General features: G+C 74.0%; 16 protein-coding genes. 10 read left to right on the top strand and 6 right to left on the bottom strand.

The window, feature by feature from the left end; translation table 11 throughout:
- Positions 1-166 precede the first annotated feature (166 nt).
- Genes QMZ92_RS08715 through QMZ92_RS08705 form a run of 3 tightly spaced genes read left to right on the top strand, consistent with a single transcriptional unit; the run spans position 167 to position 3125 of the window.
- Complete coding sequence (locus QMZ92_RS08715) at positions 167-1156, top strand: ABC transporter substrate-binding protein (protein ID WP_283296652.1); 990 nt, start codon at positions 167-169, stop codon at positions 1154-1156.
- Positions 1153-2310: a FecCD family ABC transporter permease gene (locus QMZ92_RS08710; RefSeq protein ID WP_502962017.1), complete on the top strand. Its 1158-nt coding sequence runs from the start codon at positions 1153-1155 to the stop codon at positions 2308-2310. The genes QMZ92_RS08715 and QMZ92_RS08710 overlap by 4 nt, the downstream gene beginning before the upstream one ends.
- On the top strand, positions 2307-3125 hold the full coding sequence (locus QMZ92_RS08705; protein ID WP_283296651.1) for an ABC transporter ATP-binding protein: 819 nt from the start codon (positions 2307-2309) through the stop codon (positions 3123-3125). The genes QMZ92_RS08710 and QMZ92_RS08705 overlap by 4 nt, the downstream gene beginning before the upstream one ends.
- Before the next feature lie 193 nt (positions 3126-3318).
- Here QMZ92_RS08705 and QMZ92_RS08700 read toward each other — a convergent pair whose 3' ends face one another.
- Positions 3319-3774 carry an Lrp/AsnC family transcriptional regulator gene (locus QMZ92_RS08700; protein WP_283296650.1) on the bottom strand — a complete coding sequence of 152 codons (456 nt, stop codon included), beginning with the start codon at positions 3772-3774 and terminating at the stop codon, positions 3319-3321.
- 215 nt (positions 3775-3989) lie between these two features.
- On the opposite strand from QMZ92_RS08700, the gene QMZ92_RS08695 reads away from it, so the two are divergent.
- Both QMZ92_RS08695 and aspA read left to right on the top strand, forming a co-directional pair.
- The gene (locus QMZ92_RS08695) at positions 3990-5009 is read left to right on the top strand and encodes an asparaginase (protein ID WP_283296649.1); all 1020 of its coding nucleotides are present in this window, start codon (positions 3990-3992) and stop codon (positions 5007-5009) included.
- Between the two features lie 83 nt (positions 5010-5092).
- Positions 5093-6565: an aspartate ammonia-lyase gene (gene aspA / locus QMZ92_RS08690; RefSeq protein WP_283296648.1), complete on the top strand. Its 1473-nt coding sequence runs from the start codon at positions 5093-5095 to the stop codon at positions 6563-6565.
- 203 nt (positions 6566-6768) lie between these two features.
- Here the strand turns inward: aspA and QMZ92_RS08685 are convergent, their stop codons facing one another.
- The 5 genes from QMZ92_RS08685 to QMZ92_RS08665 form a co-directional block, all read right to left on the bottom strand.
- Entirely contained in the window at positions 6769-7563 is a 795-nt protein-coding gene (locus QMZ92_RS08685) for a GPP34 family phosphoprotein (RefSeq protein WP_283296647.1), read from the bottom strand.
- A 118-nt stretch (positions 7564-7681) separates the two neighbouring features.
- Positions 7682-8707: an alcohol dehydrogenase gene (locus tag QMZ92_RS08680; protein ID WP_283296646.1), complete on the bottom strand. Its 1026-nt coding sequence runs from the start codon at positions 8705-8707 to the stop codon at positions 7682-7684.
- Positions 8708-9043: 336 nt separating this feature from the next.
- A complete protein-coding gene (locus tag QMZ92_RS08675) occupies positions 9044-9484 on the bottom strand; it encodes an ATP-binding protein (protein WP_283296706.1) in 441 nt (146 codons plus the stop codon).
- 406 nt (positions 9485-9890) lie between these two features.
- Positions 9891-10427 (bottom strand): hypothetical protein, encoded by a 537-nt coding sequence (locus QMZ92_RS08670; RefSeq protein WP_283296645.1) that lies wholly within the window; start codon positions 10425-10427, stop codon positions 9891-9893.
- A 405-nt stretch (positions 10428-10832) separates the two neighbouring features.
- Positions 10833-11258, bottom strand: coding sequence for an ATP-binding protein (locus QMZ92_RS08665; RefSeq protein ID WP_283296644.1), 426 nt, complete (start codon positions 11256-11258; stop codon positions 10833-10835).
- Positions 11259-11623: 365 nt separating this feature from the next.
- Between QMZ92_RS08665 and QMZ92_RS08660 the strand changes: the two genes are divergently transcribed.
- The 5 genes from QMZ92_RS08660 to QMZ92_RS08640 all read left to right on the top strand — a co-directional run bounded on the left by QMZ92_RS08660 (position 11624) and on the right by QMZ92_RS08640 (position 18959).
- A complete protein-coding gene (locus QMZ92_RS08660; RefSeq protein WP_283296643.1) occupies positions 11624-13180 on the top strand; it encodes an SDR family oxidoreductase in 1557 nt (518 codons plus the stop codon).
- Positions 13181-13574: 394 nt separating this feature from the next.
- Positions 13575-14957, top strand: a complete 1383-nt coding sequence (locus QMZ92_RS08655) for a cryptochrome/photolyase family protein (RefSeq protein ID WP_283296642.1) — start codon at positions 13575-13577, stop codon at positions 14955-14957.
- A gap of 143 nt (positions 14958-15100) precedes the next feature.
- Entirely contained in the window at positions 15101-16345 is a 1245-nt protein-coding gene (locus QMZ92_RS08650; RefSeq protein ID WP_283296641.1) for an NAD(P)/FAD-dependent oxidoreductase, read from the top strand.
- Positions 16346-16410: 65 nt separating this feature from the next.
- Entirely contained in the window at positions 16411-17415 is a 1005-nt protein-coding gene (locus QMZ92_RS08645) for a MerR family transcriptional regulator (RefSeq protein ID WP_502962021.1), read from the top strand.
- Positions 17416-17426: 11 nt separating this feature from the next.
- Entirely contained in the window at positions 17427-18959 is a 1533-nt protein-coding gene (locus QMZ92_RS08640) for a cryptochrome/photolyase family protein (RefSeq protein WP_283296639.1), read from the top strand.
- Positions 18960-19341: the final 382 nt, after the last annotated feature.

Here is a 19341-nt window from a genome sequence, read left to right as displayed (position 1 = left end):
GTACGCACGCTTCCGACTGACGTCCCACCACTTCCGCCGACCGTACCGACCGTTCCTCCGGAGCGGCGCCGGCAGCTCCTCCTCGGCGGTCCAGCGCGACTGCGCCCGGACCCGCCGGGGCCCGGCCGCCCTCCGGCTCCTTACCGCGGTGAGAGGACCCACTCCCATGATGGGCATACGCCCTGAGTTCCTGCTGTCCGCCCTGGCGGCGGCCCTGCTGGTGTCCGGCTGCGGCGCCCCCGGTGCCCGGGAGGACGCCGCCCCGGCGGGTCCCGCCGCCGAGGGGTTCCCGGTCACGGTGACCAACTGCGGGGTGAGGACGACGTACCAGCGTCCGCCCCAGCGGGCGGTCTCGCTGAACCAGCACGCGACCGAGGTCATGCTGGCCCTCGGTCTGGAGAAGTCCATGGTGGGCACCGGTTACCTCGATGACCGGATCTTGCCGGAGTACCGTCCGGCCTACGACCGGATCGAGGTGCTGGCCGAGGAGTACCCCTCCTTCGAGACCCTCCTCTCGGCCGAACCGGACTTCGTCTACGGCGGGTTCGCCAGCACCTTCGACGAGAAGGAGGGCCGCAGCCGCGCGGCTCTGGCGAAGGCGGGGATCGACTCCTACCTGAACGTCGAGGAGTGTCCGGCCGGGCCGGTGACGATGGCCGCGATGGATCAGGAGATCCGCAACGTGGCCCGGATCTTCGGTGTGCCGGAGCGTGCCGAGCGGGAGTTGGAGCGGCTGCACGCCGTGCTCGACCGGGTCGAGGACCGGCTCTCCGGGGTGAAGCCGGTCGAGGTCTTCGTGTACGACAGCGGCGACAAGACCGCGTTCACGGCGGGCGGGGCCGGGGTCGGCAACGAGATGATCAGGCGGGCCGGCGGGGTGAACCTCTTCGCCGATCTGGACAAGGCGTTCGGTGATGTGTCGTTCGAGCAGGTGGCCGAGAGGGCTCCCGAGGTGGTGGTGATCTACGACTACGGGGACCAGTCGGTCGAGGAGAAGAAGCGGTTCCTGCTGGCGCACCCGGCGCTGAAGGACGTGCCCGCGATCCGGGACAAGAGGTTCGCGGTGCTGCCGTTGTCGTCGACGGTCCTGGGGGTGCGGGTGCCGGCAGGCGTCGACTCCCTGGCCCGCCGGCTCCACCCGGAACGCTTCAAGTGACCGGCACGGGCACGAGTTCGGGTCCGACGGCGACCACCGGGCCCGCCCGGGGCGGGGCCGGCACCGGGAGCACGGCGAAGGCGACCGCCGGCCAGGTGCACGACGGGGCTCCCCGGGCCCCGGGCCGGCGCAGGGCTGCCGTCCCGTACGCGCTCGTGCTCGCCGCGCTGGGCGCGCTGGTCCTCGGGGCGGTGACCTTCGGCATCGCCGTGGGATCCATCGGCGTACCGGCCGGACAGGTATGGGGCATCCTGCTGCACCGGGTGCATCCCGCACTGGCGGAGCCCGACTGGACGCAGGTCCGCGAGACCATCGTCCTCGAGGTCCGGCTGCCCCGCGTGCTGCTCTGCGCGGTGGTCGGAGCAGGCCTCGCCGTCTGCGGGACGGCGCTCCAGGCGCTCGTGCGCAATCCGCTGGCGGACCCCATGCTGCTGGGGGTGTCGTCCGGGGCGTCCGTGGGCGCGGTGACGGTCGTCGTCTTCAACGTGAGCCTGTTCGGGGTGTTCTCGCTGCCCGTCGCGGCGTTCCTCGGCGCGCTCGCCGCACTGGTGGCCGTCTATCTCCTGGCTCGCTCCGGCGGGCGGATGACCACGGTGCGGCTGGTGCTGGCCGGGGTGGCCACGGCCGAAGTGCTGTCGGCGGTGGCGAGCTTCCTCGTCGTCACCTCGAACGACCCGCGCAAGACCCAGTCGGCGCTGCGCTGGATGCTCGGCGGCATGGCGGGCACGACGTGGACGACGGTGTGGATTCCCGCCGGGGCCGTGCTGCTCGGCACGGCCGTGCTGCTCGGGGTGTGCCGCTCGCTGAATCTGCTGCTGGCGGGGGAGGAGGCGGCCGTCGCGCTCGGCCTGGACGTGCACCGCTTCCGCGCCTCGCTGTTCACCCTCGTCGCCCTGATGATCGGCACGATCGTCGCGGTGAGCGGGCAGATCGGCTTCGTCGGACTGATCATGCCGCACGTGGTGCGGCTGCTCGTCGGCGCCGACCACCGGCGCGCACTGCCCGCCGCCGCACTGCTCGGCGCCGCCTTCCTCATCGTCACCGATCTGGCCGCCCGTACCCTCATGAGTCCCGAGGAGATCCCCGTGGGCATTCTCACCGCCCTCGTCGGAGGGCCGTTCTTCCTGTGGCTGATGCGCCGGAGGACGGCATGACGGGGACCGGAGCCGTGGGCGCGCCGGGAAGTCTGACCGTGGAGGACGTCTCGGTGGTCCTGGACGGCAGGGCACTGGTGGAGGGCGTGTCGCTGAGTGCGTCCCCCGGCGAGATCGTGGGCCTCGTCGGCCCCAACGGCGCGGGGAAGTCGACCCTGTTGCGCACGGTCTACCGGGCGCTGCGCCCCACCACGGGGCGGGTGCTGCTGGACGGGGAGGACGTACGGCGGATGCCGGGCAAGCACCTGGCGCGCCGACTGGCGGCCGTACTGCAGGAGTCCCCCGGGGAGTTCGGGCTCACCGTGTACGAGGTGGCGGCCATGGGCCGCACCCCGCACAAGCGGGCCTTCGAGGGGGACACCCCGGACGACCGCGCCGTCGTCATGGCCGCGCTGGCGGAACTCGGCGCCGCCGGACTGGCTTCCGCGCCGTTCGGACGGCTGTCGGGCGGAGAGAAGCAACGGGTGCTGATCGCCCGGGCCCTGGCCCAGCGCGCGGGGACGATGGTGCTGGACGAGCCGACCAACCATCTGGACCTGCGCCACCAGCTCGACGCCCTCGGGCTGGTCCGGCGGCTGGGCGTCACCGCCGTCGTCGCCCTCCACGACCTCAACCTGGCGGCGGCGTTCTGCGGCCGGATCTGCGTGATGGCCGGCGGCCGCCTCGTCGCCCAGGGGACACCGCGGGAGGTCCTGACCCCCGCCCTCCTGGCCGAGGTCTACCGCGTGGAGGCGGACGTGACCGAACACCCCCGGACCGGCGTACCCCACGTCACCCTGCTCGCCGGTTCCGAACGGCCGCGTGCGGAGCGGTGAGTCGGGACCACCCGGGGCCGGTACGGCGCCCGCACGGGGCCCCGCGCGGTAGTGGGGGGCGGGGTGGGCGGAGGAAGGGGACCCCGCGCGCCTCGCGCCGCCGGTTCCCCGTCCCGGCCGGCCGTGCCGCGGGGAGTGCGGGCAGCGGTGCCCGCGGCCGGGCCGGGCCCGCCGGAATCCCGTGCGGACCGCCTCAGCCGTCCACCGGAAGTCCCCGGGCTTCCTTGATGCGCTTCATGATGATCTGGGAGTTGACCTCGGTGACGCCGGACAGCGCCGTCAGCTTCTCGATCCACAGCCGTTCGTAGGCTCGGAGATCGCTCACCGCGATCCGCAGCAGGCACCCCGGGCTGCCGAACAGGCGGTACGCCTCGACGACGTCCGGGATGTCCTGAAGGGCCGCCTCGAAGGACTCGACCACCTCGCGGTCGCGCGCCACCTCGATGGAGACCAGCACCTCGAAGCCCCGGTCGACCGCATCGGGGTCGACCACCGCCCGGTAGCCCTGGATCACGCCGTCCTGCTCCAGCTGCCGTACGCGGCGCATGCAGGGCGACGGGGTGAGGCCGACGCGCTGCGCCAGCTCCTGGTTGCTCAGCCGGCCGTCGTTCTGGAGCTCGCGCAAGATTGCCCTGTCGATCTCATCCATGGCGCAATTATCCACCACGTCTCTCGGGTCGGCAGGGCTGAAGTGGCGATCAAATTGCGCCCCACAACTCCTATGATTGCGTCGACTGCTCCGGCCACCCCCCGGAGTCAGCCATGGGGCGCTGCCCGGCCGGAGCCATGAGCGAGGCCGGGCCGCGTGCCCCGTCGGAGGAGCCGCCCCACTGCGGCACGACACGGTATGAAGGAGGACGCACCGTGGGACGCTTGGTCGTCATCAGCACCGGAGGGACGATAGCCAGCCGCTGGCAGGGTTCCGGTTTCGCCGCCGACGCGAACGGCGGAGAGGTCATGGCCACCGCCCCGCTGCCGGAGGGCGTCAGCGTCGAGGTCGTGGACCTCTTCAGTGTGAACAGCCCCCGGCTCACCACCCACCACCAGCTGACCCTCCTCCGCACGGTCCACGAGGTGCTCGCGGATCCCGGCGTCGACGGAATCGTCGTCACCCACGGCACGGACACCCTCGAGGAGTCCGCCTTCCTCGTGGACCTCCACCACGACGACCCGCGACCGGTGGTCTTCACCGGCGCGCAGCTCCCGCTCGGGGCGACGGACGGCGACGGTCCCGGCAATCTCCACGACGCCCTGCTGACCGCCGCGACGACCCGCGGTCTGGGCGTCGTGATCGCCTTCGACGGCAAGGTGCACCCGGCCCGCGGCACGGTCAAGACGCAGACCCTCGCCCCCGACGCCTTCGCCGACCCGTCCGGCACCCGCCTCGGGAGCGTCGGCTTCGGCCGGGTGTCCGTACTGCGCCGGCCGCAGCGCCCCGCCGCGCTCGCGCTGCCCGCCTTCCCGGAGACGGCCCCCCGCGTCGACATGGTCATGCACCACTGCGACGCAGACGCCCTGCTGTTCAACGCCGCGCTGGACGCGGGGGCCCGGGGCGTCGTCCTGGTGGCCACCGGGGCCGGGAACGCGACCCCGGAGATCGCCGAGGCCGTCGCCGCCGCCACCTCCCGCGGCGTGCTCGTCGCCCTGACCACCCGGGTCCAGGCCGGCCCGGTCACCGAGATCTACACGCACGGCGGCGCAGTCGACCTGGTGGCCGCAGGCGCCGTGCCGACCGGCACGCTCCGGGCCGGGCAGGCCCGGATCGCCGTGCTGAGCGCGCTGCTCGCCACCGCGGACCCCCAGGAGCGGGGACGGGTGCTGCGCCACGCGCTCGGCGAACCGGCGGCCGCGGACGTCCGGCCCGCGGACCTGGCGCGGGTGTAGCACCCGTGCTCGCCCGCACCCCGAACCGCCCCTCCCTCGCCCCCTCCCCCGCGTAGTCACCCGACACGAAAGTCCCCAGCGCCATGCCCACGCACGACCAGGCCCACCCCGACGACCCGCGCGACGAGGCCCCCGGCGCGTTCCGCCGCGAGCACGATCTGCTCGGCGACCGCGACGTCCCCGCGGACGCCTACTACGGCATCCACACCCTGCGGGCCGTCGAGAACTTCCCCATCACCGGCACCACCGTCTCGGCCTACCCGGACCTCGTCACCGCCCTCGCATCCGTCAAGCAGGCCGCGGCACTCGCCAACCGTGAACTCGGGCTCCTGGACGCCGCGAAGGCGGACGCGGTCGTGGCGGCGTGCGAGGAGATACGGGCCGGGAAGCTGCACCGCGAGTTCGTCGTCGACGTGATCCAGGGCGGTGCCGGCACCTCGACGAACATGAACGCCAACGAGGTCGTCGCCAACCGGGCCCTGGAACTCCTCGGCCACCGCAAGGGCGAGTACGCCCGGCTGCACCCGCTGGAGGACGTCAACGCCGGCCAGAGCACCAACGACGTCTACCCCACCGCCGTGAAGATCGCCCTCGACCTCGCCGCCCAGCGGCTGCTGGACGCCATGGAGGTGCTGCGCGGGGCCTTCGACTCGAAGGCGGCGGAGTTCGCGGACGTCCTCAAGATGGGCCGTACGCAGCTCCAGGACGCGGTCCCGATGACCCTGGGCCAGGAGTTCGCGACGTACGCGGTCATGCTCGGCGAGGACCACAAGCGGCTCACCGAGGCCCGTGAGCTCATCCGGGAGATCAACCTCGGCGGCACGGCCATCGGTACCGGGCTCAACGCCCACCCGCGGTACGCGGCGCTGGCGGCCCGGAACCTGCGAACCATCACCGGCCTGCCGCTGACCGTCGCCGAGGACCTCGTCGAGGCCACCCAGGACGCCGGCGCGTTCGTCCAGCTGTCCGGCGTCCTCAAGCGGATCGCCGTCAAGCTCTCCAAGACCTGCAACGACCTGCGGCTGCTGTCCTGCGGCCCGCGGGCCGGCTTCGCCGAGATCAACCTGCCGCCGGTGCAGGCGGGTTCGAGTATCATGCCCGGCAAGGTGAATCCCGTGGTCCCCGAGGTCGTCAACCAGATCGCCTTCGAGGCCATCGGGAACGACATGGCGGTGACCATGGCGGCCGAGGCGGGGCAGCTCCAGCTCAACGCCTTCGAACCGCTGATCGCCCACAGTCTGCTGAAGAGCCTGACCCATCTGCGGGCCGGCTGCCTGACGCTCGCCGAGCGCTGCGTCACGGGCATCACCGCCAACCGGGACCACCTCGCCGCCCTCGTCACCCGCTCCATCGGCCTGGCGACCGCGCTCAACCCGCACATCGGCTACGAACAGGCCACCGCCGTCGCCCGGGAAGCGCTGAGCTCCGGCCGCAGCGTGCACGAACTCGTCCTCGCCAAGGGCCTGCTGACGGAGGAGCAGCTCCGGCTCGTCCTGCTGCCGGACAACCTGGCCCGCCCGCACGGCCGCCGGCCGGTCCGGGACGCCGTCTCCTGAGGCCGTTCCGACCGCGGCGGCCGCAGACGCGGTCGTACCCGGGGATGCCGACCGGCCGTTCTGGATGCGGGCCGGTACGGCTCCGGCCGCTCCCGCGTGGCGCCGGGGCGCGGGACGGGAGGCCGGACGGCCGACTCGGAAGGGCCGGAGAGCGGGCGGGGCGGCGGATGGACCGGTGACGGGGCGCCGGCCCCGCCTCCGCGTCAGTCGCCTCGCCAGATGTTGTCGAACGCGGCCTGCTCGACGGAGCGACGCTGCCTCATGGCCTCCAACTGCGTCAGCGCGTCGAGCACGGCCGCGAGCACCGTGTCCACGTCGTCGGACACGCCCGGGAAGCCACCGGAGCCCTCCAGGAGCCCTCCCGTCCCGTTCCCGTCGCCCGCCCTGCCGCCGCCCTCGCCCCAGGTTCCGGCCTCGCTCCCGGTCCCGTTCCGGCCCTCGTACCCGGATTCCGGGTTCTCCGGGTTCTCCGGGTTCTCGGGGTTCTCGGGGTTGCCGGGTCTCTCGCGGTCCGGCCCGTCCTCGCCGCCGCCCACGCCGTCGTCGCGGACTCCGACGGCCGACGCCAGAGCGGCAAGGACCGGCTCGTCCGAGGCCAGACGTTCCGCCGCCGCCCGCCGCTCCGCCGAATCGGCCGGTGCGTCGCGGCCGGCCCGGAAGCGCAGCCCTCGGCGGCGTGGCCGGCCGAACAGCCCCTCCGCCTCGAGCGCGACCAGATACGCCGCGGACAGGCCCCTGCCCCGTCGCCAGAGCCAGTCGCCGACGAGCTCGTACGGCGCCTCGCGGACCAGCGACGACACGGCCTGGTCCAGCAGTGGATCGCCCGTGGCGGGTCCGAGACCGGGCACGATGCGATCGCCGACCAGGGTGACGGCCTCGGCGGCGAGCAGGTCGACGACCTCCGCTCCCGCGAGCGCGAGCGACAGATCGCCCTGTGTGACGGGGCGGCTGGGCGCCACCTCCATGGCGGTGATCATCAGGTCCCGTGCAGTGGTCATGCGTCACGTCCGCTCGAGAGGGTGCAGGGGAAGCGTCGCGGCCGGTGCCGCTGCCAACAGGCTCGCACGGAGCGGGCCCGGGGGCGGCTGGGTCGGCGCATCGCCGAGGGCCGGCCCGTCAGCCGGGGGTGAGCACCATGCGGAAGCGCGCGCTGCCCGACATCATCTTCCGGTACGCCTCGTCGGCCCGGCCCAGCGGCACGGTCTCGATCGTCGGGCGGATCCCGTGCAGGGCACTGAACTCCATGGTGTCCTGTACGTCCTGCGCCGTGCCGGACGGGTGACCGCGGACGACCCGGCCGCTCATCAGCAGTTGCACCGGGTTGATCCCCAGGGCGTCGGGATCGGCGCCGACCACCACCAGTTCACCGCGCGGCGTCAGCCCGTCCACGGTGGCCGTGATGGCGGCGGAGTTGGAGGCCGTGGCGAGGACGGCCCGGGCGCCGCCGAGGGACTGCAGGGCGTCGGCGACGGATGTGCCGGCCGTGCTGTCGACGTAGTGGTGGGCGCCGAGCTGTTTGGCGAAGTCGGCCTTGTCGGCGCCGCGGGCGATGGCCACGGTCTCGAAACCCATCGCGACCGAGTACCTCACCGCGAGGTGGCCGAGACCGCCGATGCCGAGCACGGCGACCAGATCTCCCGGCCGGGCGGAACTGCGTCGCAGGCCGTTGTACGTGGTCACTCCCGCACAGGCCATCGGCCCGGCGTCGGCCGCCGTCAGCGAGTCGGGGATCCGGGCCAGGGCGTCGACCGGCGCGACGACGGACTCCGCGAACCCTCCGTCGTATGCCCAGCCGGGCACCTTGAGGTTCTCGCACACGATGAAGTCGCCCTGTCTGCAGGGCGTGCAGTGGCCGCAGCTGCCGCCGAACCAGCCCACGGAGACCCGGTCGCCGATCTGCCAGCCCCAGTCCTCGATGCCCTCGCCCAGCGCGTCGACGCGTCCCGCGATCTCATGACCGGGAACCACCGGGAACGTGACGCCCGGCAGCGCGGCCGTCACGAAGAAGGCGTCGCTGTGGCAGATACCGCAGGCCTCGACGGCGATCCGGACGTGACGGGGACCGGGCTGCGGCACCTCACGCTCGACGATTTCGAACGGACTGCCGGCAGTGGGGACCTGCGCGACTCGGTACGTACTCATCCGGATCTCTCCCAGGAAAGCTCGGACGGCCCCCGCAATCCAGCAGACCAGTTCCGGCCCGATCCCGCGCGCCGAGGGCGGGGGCCGGGCGGAACCGGTCGGAGGCCGGGGTGGAGGCCCGGGGCGGGTGGCGCGGGCGGCGACGGGCCGCAGGCTCGCGGGATCACGCGCTCTCGAGGGCCACCGGCCCCTACCGGCGGCCGCGCCGTGCGGTCGGGGCGCCCACGGGGGACCCACGCGCGGACGCGCTCCTCCGTGCCACCCTTCCGTGCCGGGGCTTTCGCAGGCAACCCGCCGTCATCCGTCGCACACCAGCCTGAATACGACGTGCCGGGTTCAGGCAGGGGAGCGCGGGCCGAGGGGGAGCAGGACCGTGATGCTCTTCCCCTCGCGCAGCGGGGCGATGTGGATGCGCGTGGCGAGCCGTTGGACGAGAGGCCAGCCGTAGCCGCCCACCGGGAACGTCTGCCCGTCCGGGCGGCATCGCACGACGGGCACGGCGGGGTTGCGGTCCCGCACCGTCAGCTCCAGCCCTTCGTCGGTCACCCGTGCCGCGAAACCGGTGACCCCGTCTCCGTGCCGGATCGCGTTGGTCACCAACTCCGAGGTGACCAGCAGAGCGTCCGTCAGAACCACGCCCTGCGGCCGGTGTCGGGGCGCTTCGCGGAAACGGTCCTCCAGCAGCCGTTCGACCCGATCGCGGGCGGCGGAGGCGCTCGTCGGCACCGAGGGCCGCGAAGGCTGGTGCCGCTCTCCGGCCACGTCGCCTGACAGCATGTCCACCCCCGCGCAATTCTTCGTTCGCGAACGCCGCTTACCCGGAAGGATGCCTTCTTCACCCACCGGCCGAAGGGTGTTCGCACGGTGTCGTCCGCCTCGGGCGGTTCCCCGAGGCCGTACTGCCGGCCCGCCGATCGCCCCCGAGGGAGCGGAGCGGCGCGTCCCCGACCAGGGGACGCGCCGCTCCGGCGTCGCACGTGGGCCGTGGGGCCGTTCTCCACGGAACCGCGTCGGACGGGCGGACCTCACGGGCACACGGCTCCCACGTTGGCGTGGATCCCGTCGAACGGCGGTCTCACGACGCGCTGACGGCGCATCTCACGGACGTACGGGCCTCACGGAGGTACGGATCTCACGGACGTACGGGCCTCACGGACGTACGGCTCTCACGGACGTACGGCTCTCACGGATGGAGGGTTGCCGAGCGCTGCGGCGGAACCCGCCGGGCCGGGAACCTCCGCTGCGGGACGGAGGCGATGTCGGGGACGCGGGGCGCCGCGGCCAGCAACTCCGTGAGCAGCGCGCGGCCCGCCAGCATGGCCTGTCGCAGGCTCTCCACGTCCGCGTTCCCCGCCGCCGCCTGCCCCGAGGCGGCGCGCAGTCGGTCGGCGGCCTCGGCGTGACCGGGGAAGAGGGCGCCAAGGGCGCGCGTCCGGAGTTCGTGCGAAGCGGTGGGGAGGCCGCGCGCGGTGGCCACCGTCTCAAGCAGTTCATGGGCCCTGATGGTCGCCCCGCCGGGAGACTCCACGAACTGGCCCGAGATCTCGGCCCATTGGGCCAGGTACTGCTCGGCCTCGCTCCGGCTCATCGGCTTGAGCCGCGGCGCGACGAGCCGGCGACGGAAGCGTCCGGGGTGTGCGCGCCGCACGGGCCGTGCCATGGCGAGCGCGAGGATCATGACGGCCGCCACCCCGAGGATGGCCAGCGCACTGATCGACATGACTTCCTCCTCTGCGGGGATCTGCTCCCAGGGATCTGCCGGTGAGGGATTCATCTCTCTCGGTGACCGTGTACTACTGAGCGTTACCAGCGTCGCTGCGGGTAAACATCCGCTCCACGAAGGGTGTTCACCGAGATGGAACGGGTTGCGTCCTGGGAAGTGGTGTACGGGTTCGACCTGATCCGTGGGTTCGCTCCGGCATCGGGAGGGTGCCCGCATGGATGAACGGCCAAGGCTCGGCTCGACTGCGGGGCACCCGAAGGCGGAAGGGGTGCCCGGGAGCCACGGAGCGCCCGGAGACCGCGGAGCGCCCGGGAGCCACGGGGCGTCCGGGAAGGCGTCGGGTTGCGTCCGCGTACCACGGGTGCCCGGCCGGTACGGCCCGCCCGGGCCGTACGCCGTGCCTCAGGCCAGAGAGATCAGCACACTCACGCGCTTCCCCCCGTGTGCCTCCGGGGTGATCGTGATGCTCCGCGCCAGCCTGCGGATCACGCGCCAGCCGTGACCCCCGACGCGGAGCCTGCCGCTGCCGTCCCGGGAGGATGCGAGCTCCGGGAGCCGGTCGCTGCGGTCGCCGACGCTCACCCGGCAGCCCTGGTCGGTCATCTCGACGTCGAAGCTGGTCAGACCGCCGCCGTGGCGGAGGGCATTGGTCACGAGTTCGGACGTCACGAGGACGGCGTCGCCGACCGCGTGCGTGCCGTCGGGAGCCCCGCCGGCGGGCGGCAGCCACTCCCGCAGCAACGCCTCCACCCTGGTGCGCGCCTGTGAGGGGGTGCGTGGCAGCACGGCTTCCGGGTGGTTCGTCCCGGTCAGTTCATCAGCAGACATCCTCCACCGCTCCTTGCGTACGCGACGATACGTACGTGTTCTGCGTCTGACCGGGGGTGCATGGCGCAAACCTCGGCCGGGCCGCTGCCTGCGGCCGTCCCGAGCGCCGCTCGGCACGCTCCCGACCCCGTCCCGCTCGCGCGGCAACGGCGGAAGGCGGCCCGCCGGCCGGCCGGGAGCAGGCGGGGCACCGGTGGAGCGGCCCGCGTCGGGGCTGCGTGGTCCCACGCGGTTTCCGGGCGGGACCGCAGCGCATCCGCCGTCCCTCCCCGAGCGGAAGCACTCCGCAGAGGGCAAGGTGACGGAGGCAGGCCGGAGGGGGGGATCAGCAGCGGAGCGCCGCCCCGCGGGAATCGGAGGTTCGAATGAGCGGACAGGGCAACGGCCGGAACACCGAGGGCCCGCGCTGTCTCGTGACCGGTGCGACCGGCTACGTCGGCGGCCGGCTGGTGCCCGAGCTGCTGGACGCCGGATTCCGGGTCCGCTGCATGGCCCGCTCGCCGGAGAAACTGCGCGACCATCCATGGGCGGGGCGGGTGGAGACCGTACGGGGCGACGTCACCGACCCGGACTCGCTCGGGGACGCGCTGCGCGGCGTCGACGTCGCCTACTACCTCGTGCACGGGCTGCGCTCCGGGCCGTCCTTCGAGGAAGCCGACCGTGAGGCGGCCAGGGCGTTCGCCGGGCGGGCGGGTGAGGCGGGCGTGGGGCGCATCGTCTACCTGGGCGGGCTGACGCCCGCGGAGGTACCCGGCCATGAGCTCTCACCGCATCTGCGCTCCCGCGCCGAGGTGGGCGAGATCTTCCTCCGCTCACCCGTGCCCGCGACGGTGCTGCGTGCCGCGGTGGTCATCGGCTCCGGCTCCGCCAGCTTCGAGATGCTCCGCTACCTGACCGAGCGACTGCCCGTCATGGTCACCCCCAGCTGGGTGAGCACCCGCGTCCAGCCGATCGCCGTCCGGGACGTGCTCCGCTACCTCGTGGGGAGCGCCCGGATGCCGGCGGACGTGAACCGGTCCTTCGACATCGGCGGGCCGGACGTGATGACGTACGAGCGGATGATGCGGCGCTACGCCGAGGTGGCCGGGCTGCCGAGGCGCCTCATCCTCGGCGTGCCGATGCTGACGCCGAGGCTGTCCAGTCTGTGGATCGGCCTGGTCACGCCCGTGCCGCCCGCCCTCGCCCGGCCCCTCGCCGAATCGCTGCGCCACGAGGTGGTCTGCCGCGAGCACGACATCGCCCGCTACGTCCCCGATCCGCCCGGCACCCCCCTCGGCTTCGACCGGGCCCTGGAACTGGCGCTCCGGCGGGTGCGCGACGCGCAGGTCACCACCCGGTGGTCCTCCGCCGCGCCGCCCGGGGCTCCGAGCGACCCGCTGCCGACGGATCCGGACTGGGCCGGGGGCAGTCTCTACACCGACCGGCGCGCGCTCGACGTCGACGCCTCGCCGCAGGCCCTGTGGCGCGTCATCGAGGGGATCGGCGGCGACAACGGCTGGTACTCCTTCCCGCTCGCCTGGGCGGTACGAGGCTGGCTCGACCGGCTCGTCGGCGGCGTGGGGCTCCGCCGAGGCCGGCGGGACGCCGCACGGCTGAGGGTCGGCGACTCGCTGGACTTCTGGCGGGTCGAGGAGATCGAACCGGGCCGGATGCTGCGGCTGCGGGCCGAGATGAGGCTGCCGGGTCTCGCGTGGCTTGAGATGCGCGCCGAACGCGGCGAGGGGGGCCGCAGCCGCTACCGCCAGCGGGCCCTGTTCCATCCGCGCGGACTGCTCGGGCACGTGTACTGGTGGACCGTCTCCCCTTTCCACGCCGTCGTGTTCGGCGGCATGGCACGCAACATCGCCCGCGCGGCCGCGAAGGCCGGCCCCGACGGTACCGGGCCCGCGCCGGACAGCACCCCGTCGGCCCGTGTCCGCTGACCGCCGTCCTGCCGTGCGGCACGGCAGGACTTCGTGCGGCCTCCGGGACCTTCCGCCGACCTTCCCGCGACCCCCGGGAACCTTCCGCCGCCTCCCCGCCTCCCCGCCTCCCCGCCGCCTCCGCGGGCCTCCGGCGACTTCGCGGGACGCTCCGGACACCGTGCATCCGGCAGGCGCCTGCCGGCGGAAGAACCGTACGGGAGCGTCCCGCGGCGCGTGAGTCGGTTCCCCGGGGCGCACCCCGGACGGCCCGTCCACACGGACGTCCCGAGGTACGCGCCGCCGGGGCCGGACGCCGCCCCACCCCCGGACGGCCGGTGCCCACGGCCCACCGTCCCCGCACCGGACCGTCCCATCCGCGCCATCCATCCCTTCCGTCCCAGCCTGGAGTCCCATGAACGCCGCGGTCGTCCTGTTCACCTCCGACCTGCGTCTGCACGACCATCCGCCGTTGCGCTCCGCACTCGCGGCGGCGGACCGGGTGGTGCCGCTGTTCGTACGGGACGACCGGGTCGAGGCCGCGGGATTCGCGCCTCCCAACCGGCGCGCGTTCCTCGCCGACTGCCTCACCGACCTCGACGAAGGACTGCGCGAACGGGGCGGGAGGCTCGTCGTCCGCTCCGGTGACGTCGTCGAGGCGGTCCGTGCGGTCGCGCGGGAGGCGGACGCCGGCGAAGTGCACATGGCGGCCGGCGTCAGCGGCTACGCCCACGCACGCGAGGGGCGGCTGCGCACCGCGCTGGAGGAGGACGGCCGCGCGCTGCGCGTCCACGACGCGGTCGTCACCGCCCTCGCCCCCGGGGCCGTCGTCCCGTCCGGCGGGGACCACTTCGCCGTGTTCACGCCGTACCACCGCCGCTGGTCGCAGCAGGAGATCCGGGGCGTGCTCGCGGCGCCGCGCACGGTCCTGGTGCCCGACGGGATCCGCTCCGAGCCGCTACCCTCCCGCACGGATGCCGAGAAGGCCGGGGGAGTGTCGGAAGGGCTCGCCCACGGTGGCGAACGCGAGGCGCGCAAGCGGCTGAGCGCCTGGGCACGCGGCGGTCTCTCCCGCTACGACGAGCGCCACGACGACCTGGCGGGCGACGCGACGTCCCGGCTCTCGCCCCATCTGCACTTCGGCACCCTCTCCCCGGCCGAGGCCGTCCACCGGGCCCGGGCGGCCGGCGGGCCGGGTGCCGAGGCCTTCGTACGACAGGTGTGCTGGCGCGACTTCCACCACCAGGTGCTCGCCGCCCGGCAGGACGCGGCCGCCGCCGACTACCGGCCCCGGCACGACCGCTGGCGCTCCGGGAAGGAGGCCGGGGCCGACATCGAGGCGTGGAAGAACGGCCGCACCGGCTATCCGGTCGTCGATGCCGCGATGCGCCAGCTCCGCCACGAGGGCTGGATGCACAATCGCGGCAGGCTGCTCGCCGCGAGTTTCCTCACCAAGACGTTGTACGTCGACTGGCGCGTCGGCGCCCGGTACTTCCTGGAGCTGCTGGTCGACGGCGACCTCGCGAACAACCAGCTCAACTGGCAGTGGGTCGCGGGCACCGGCACGGACACCAGGCCCAACCGGGTGCTCAACCCCGTCCGCCAGGGCCACCGTTACGACCCCGACGGCACCTATGTGCGCCGCTGGGTGCCGGAACTGGAGGGCGTCGGAGGATCCGCCGTGCACGAACCCTGGAAACTGCCCGGCGCCGACCGTGCCCGGCTGGACTACCCCGGTCCTATCGTGGCGCTCGGTGACGGACTGACCCGGTTCAGGGAGGGCCGCGGCACCCGCTGAGCGTACGCGCGAGCGCCACAGGCGGCCGGTGCGCACCCGGCGACGCGGCGAGGGGTACCGGAACCGCCGTGGAGTACCGGACCCCCGGACGGCACACCGGCACCGAGCCGCACACCCACCACACACCGAGGACGGTGACAGTGATGAAGAGGCCCCACGGGACGCACACCGACGTGATCGTCGTGGGAGCCGGCCTGGCCGGTCTCACCTGCGCCCTCGACCTGACCGCGGCGGGCCTCTCGGTGGCCGTGCTGGAGGCCTCCGACGCGGTCGGCGGCCGGATGCGCACCGACCGCTACCAGGGCTTCCTGCTGGACCGCGGCTTCCAGGTGTTCAACACCTCCTACCCCCAGGTCAAGCGTCGGCTGAGACTGGCGGACCTGCGGCTGCGGCCCTTCACCCCCGGCGTCCTGGTGCACACACCGAAAGGCAGGATCCGGTTCGGCGATCCGACCCGCCGGCCCCGCGACGCCGCCGCCCTCGTCACCGGTCGCCGCGTCCCGGCACGCGACCTGCTGGCCCTCGGTGCCCTGACGGCCCGTGACACCCTGCTGCCACCGCGCGTGCTCAAGGGGCTCCCCGAGCGCACGACGCTCACCGAGCTCTCCCGGGCCGGTGTGTCCGAGGAGGTCGTGGACGGTCTCGTGCGCCCGTTCCTCGCCGGCGTGTTCCTGGAGGACGAACTGCGCACGACCAGCAGGATGTTCCACCTGGTCTGGCGCAGTTTCGTCCGAGGCAGCATGACGCTGCCCGCCGCCGGTATCGGGGCCGTCCCCGCCCAGCTCGCCGGCGGACTGCCTGCGGGCACCGTGGAGACGGGGACGCCGGTGTCCGCCGTCACCGACGGCGGTGTCACGCTGGCCGACGGATCGGTGCGCACCGCACCCTCCGTGGTGGTCGCCACCGACGCCGCCACCGCCTCGGCCCTCGTCCCCCGCACGGACCCGCCCCGCACCCGCACGGTGACGACGTACCACCACGCGGCGGCCGCCCCGCCGCTGGGGGAACCGACGCTGCTGCTCGACGCGGCGGGCCGCTTCCTCAACACCGCGGTGCTGTCCGAGGTGGTGCCGGGCTACGCGCCCGACGGCCGCGCGCTCCTCTCGACCTCGGTGCTCGGCGCCGACGCCCCCGGCCGCGAGGAATCGCTGCGCGACGTGCTCGCCGAGGTGTACGGGACGGAGACCGGCGGCTGGGAGCTCCTCGCGGCCCGCACCGTGCGGGGCGCTCTCCCCGCCATGGACCCGCCGTGGCCGCTGAGCCGCACCACGAGGATCGCCGACGGGCTGCACGTCTGCGGCGACCACCGGGCCACGGGTTCGGTCCAGGGCGCCATGGCCTCCGGGACCCGCGCGGCCCGGGAGGTACTGGCCGGGCGGGCACGGTGAACGGCCGCCCGGACCGCAACGGCGGCCCGTCCGCCGCGGCGGTGGGCCGCACCCGGCGCCGTACCATGGGCCTGGTGAAGGCCGACGGCGGCCCGGAGGGCCCGGCAGAGGACGGCGTCACCGCCGCGCTCAGCACCGGCGCGGTCGCCCGCAGGCTCGGTGTCGCGCCCACGACCCTGCGATCCTGGGAACGGCGCTACGCGATCGGCCCCGCCATGCGCGAGGACGGCAGGCACCGCCGCTGGACGCCCGAGGACATCGCCCGGCTCGAGGAGATGTGCCGGCTCACCGCCCAGGGCGTCCCGCCCGCCGAGGCCGCGCGCGCGGCGATGAGCACCCCCGCGACGTCGCTGCGCCGCGGACCGGCCGCGCCGACCGGGCAGCGGAACGCCCCCGCCTCGCACACGCCGGGCGGACCCAACGCCCTGCCCCTCGGGGACGTACGGCAGGAATGCCGGGGGCTGGCCCGCGCCGCCGTGCGTCTCGACGCCCCCGCCGTCGACGCCCTGCTGGACGCCGTGCTCGCCGAGCACGGTCTCGTCGTCGCCTGGGAGGAGGTCATCGCCCCGACCCTGCACGCCGTGGGGCGCAAATGGGCGACGTCCGGCGAGCGCTACGTCGAGGTCGAGCACCTGCTGTCCTGGCACGTGTCGTCGGCACTGCGCCGGGTACGGCCCGCGGCGGAACGGCCCGACGCGCCGCCCGTGCTGCTCGCCTGCGTACCCGGTGAGCAGCACAGCCTTCCCGTCGAGGCGCTGGCCGCCGCCTTGGGGGAACGCGGTCTTCCCGCCCGGATGTTCGGGCCCGCACTGCCCGCGGACGCGCTCCACGAGGCCGTACGCCGTCTGGGTCCGGCCGCCGTGGTGCTCTGGGCCCAGTCCCGGTCGACCGCAGACCGCTCACTGGTGCGGATCGTCTCCGGCATCCACTGGGGCGTGAAGGGCGCGCGGAAGCGCACCTCCGTGCTCCTCGCCGGACCCGGCTGGTCGGGCGGCGCGTACCCGGGGACCCTGCGGCTGCACGGCCTGGGTTCCGCGGTGGACGTCGTCGAGGCACTGTTCCCGCGCTGAGAGGAGCGCCCATGTCCGGTCGTGCACAACGCCCCCGTACGCCCCGTGGACACCTGCTCTTCGGGGACCAGCTCGGCCCCCGCTTCACCGAGCCCGGAGTGGACGGACCCGACGAGGACGCGCCGATCGTCATGATCGAGTCCCGTGCCGCGTTCCGCCGGCGGAGCTTCCACCGCGCCAAGGCCCACCTCGTGCTCTCGGCCATGCGCCACCGCGCCGCCGAACTCGGCGACCGGGTCCGTTACGTGAAAGCCGACACCTACCGGGAAGGGCTGGCCCGCGTCGCGGGGAGGAGCCGTACGACGGTCCGCCACCCGACCTCGCACGCCGCAGCCCGGTTCGTCGCCGGGCTGCCGGACGTCGACGTGCTGCCCGCGCGGGGCTTCCTCGTGCCCCGCGAGGACTTCGCCGCCTGGGCGGCGGAACGGCGCGGCGGGAGCCTGCGGCTGGAGGACTTCTACCGCTGGGTGCGCCGGCGCCACGACCTGCTGATGGACGGCGGCGAACCGGCGGGCGGCCGCTGGAACTTCGACCGGGACAACCGCGAACCGCCCCCGCGGGGCCGCTCGACCCTCGGCGCTCCGTCGCCGTGGACGGCCCGGGAGGACGAGATCGACGAGGAGGTCCGGCGCGATCTGGACTCCTGGGAGCGCGCCGGCGACGTCTCCTTCACCGGCCGCGACGGTCCCCGCCTCTTCCCCGCCTCCCGCGCCGAGGCCCTGGCCGCGCTCGACCGCTTCGCCGAACACCGGCTGGCCGGCTTCGGGAAGTACGAGGACGCCGTCCTCGCCGACGACCCCTGGATGAGCCACAGCATGCTGTCCGCGCCGCTCAACCTGGGACTGCTCGATCCCGCCGAGTGCGTGGAACGCGCCGAACGGGGATGGCGCGAAGGCGGGGTGCCGGTGGCGTCGGCCGAGGGATTCGTCCGCCAGATCGCCGGCTGGCGCGAGTACGTCTGGCACCTCTACTGGCACTTCGGCGAGGACTACCGGCGCCGCAACGTGCTGCGCCACCGGAGGTCGCTGCCGGACTGGTTCGCCGGGCTGGACGCGGACGCGGTCACCGCCCGCTGTCTGTCCACCGTGCTGGCCCAGGTCAGGGACACCGGCTGGACGCACCACATCCCGCGGCTGATGGTCCTCGGCAGCCGCGCCCTGCAGGACGGCTGGGACCCGGTGCAGGTCACCGACTGGTTCCACCGCAACTTCGTCGACGGCCACGACTGGGTCATGCTGCCCAACGTCATCGGCATGTCCCAGTACGCCGACGGCGGGCTCGTGACCACCAAGCCGTACACCTCGGGCGGCGCCTACATCAACCGGATGAGCGATCTGTGCGGCGGATGCGCCTACCGGCCCGCCGAACGCGTCGGCGACCGGGCCTGTCCGTACACCGCGGGCTACTGGCTGTTCCTCCACCGGCACCGGGAGCGGCTGTCGCGCAACCACCGCATGGCCCGGCCCGTCGCCGGCCTCGACCGACTCCCCGATCTCCCCGAACTCCTGGAGCAGGAGCGTCGGCGCGGGCGGTCGGCGCCCTGAGCCGCCGGCCGCGGCGCCGCACGGCACGGCGTGGTGGGCCAGACGGCGGGGTGGGCGGCCGCGGGGCCTCGTCCGGGGGCGGAGACGGCCGCTGTCCGGTGCCGCCCGGCACCGGGGTGTTGAGCGGCTGCCGCCGATGCGGGGCGAGGGGACGTGGGACGGCCCCGTCGCCCGGCGAATGAGGCAATCGGGCGGAAGCGGGCTCCCGTCCGCCCGTGTGCTGCCGTGGATGGCGCCGGGGCGTGGTCGACTGGTCGGCACCGGCCTCCGCGCCGCGCCGTGCCGGGCGCATCCGAACGCCACCCCTCCGCGGAAGGACGAGTGACAGCTGCCGACCGACGCGGAGGACCGCATGTACCGACCGGGGCCACACACACCGACC

It is taken from the genome of Streptomyces sp. HNM0645 (assembly GCF_030056615.1).
Lineage (GTDB): Bacteria > Actinomycetota > Actinomycetes > Streptomycetales > Streptomycetaceae > Streptomyces > Streptomyces marianii.
This window is presented reverse-complemented; position numbering and strand designations above follow the sequence as displayed.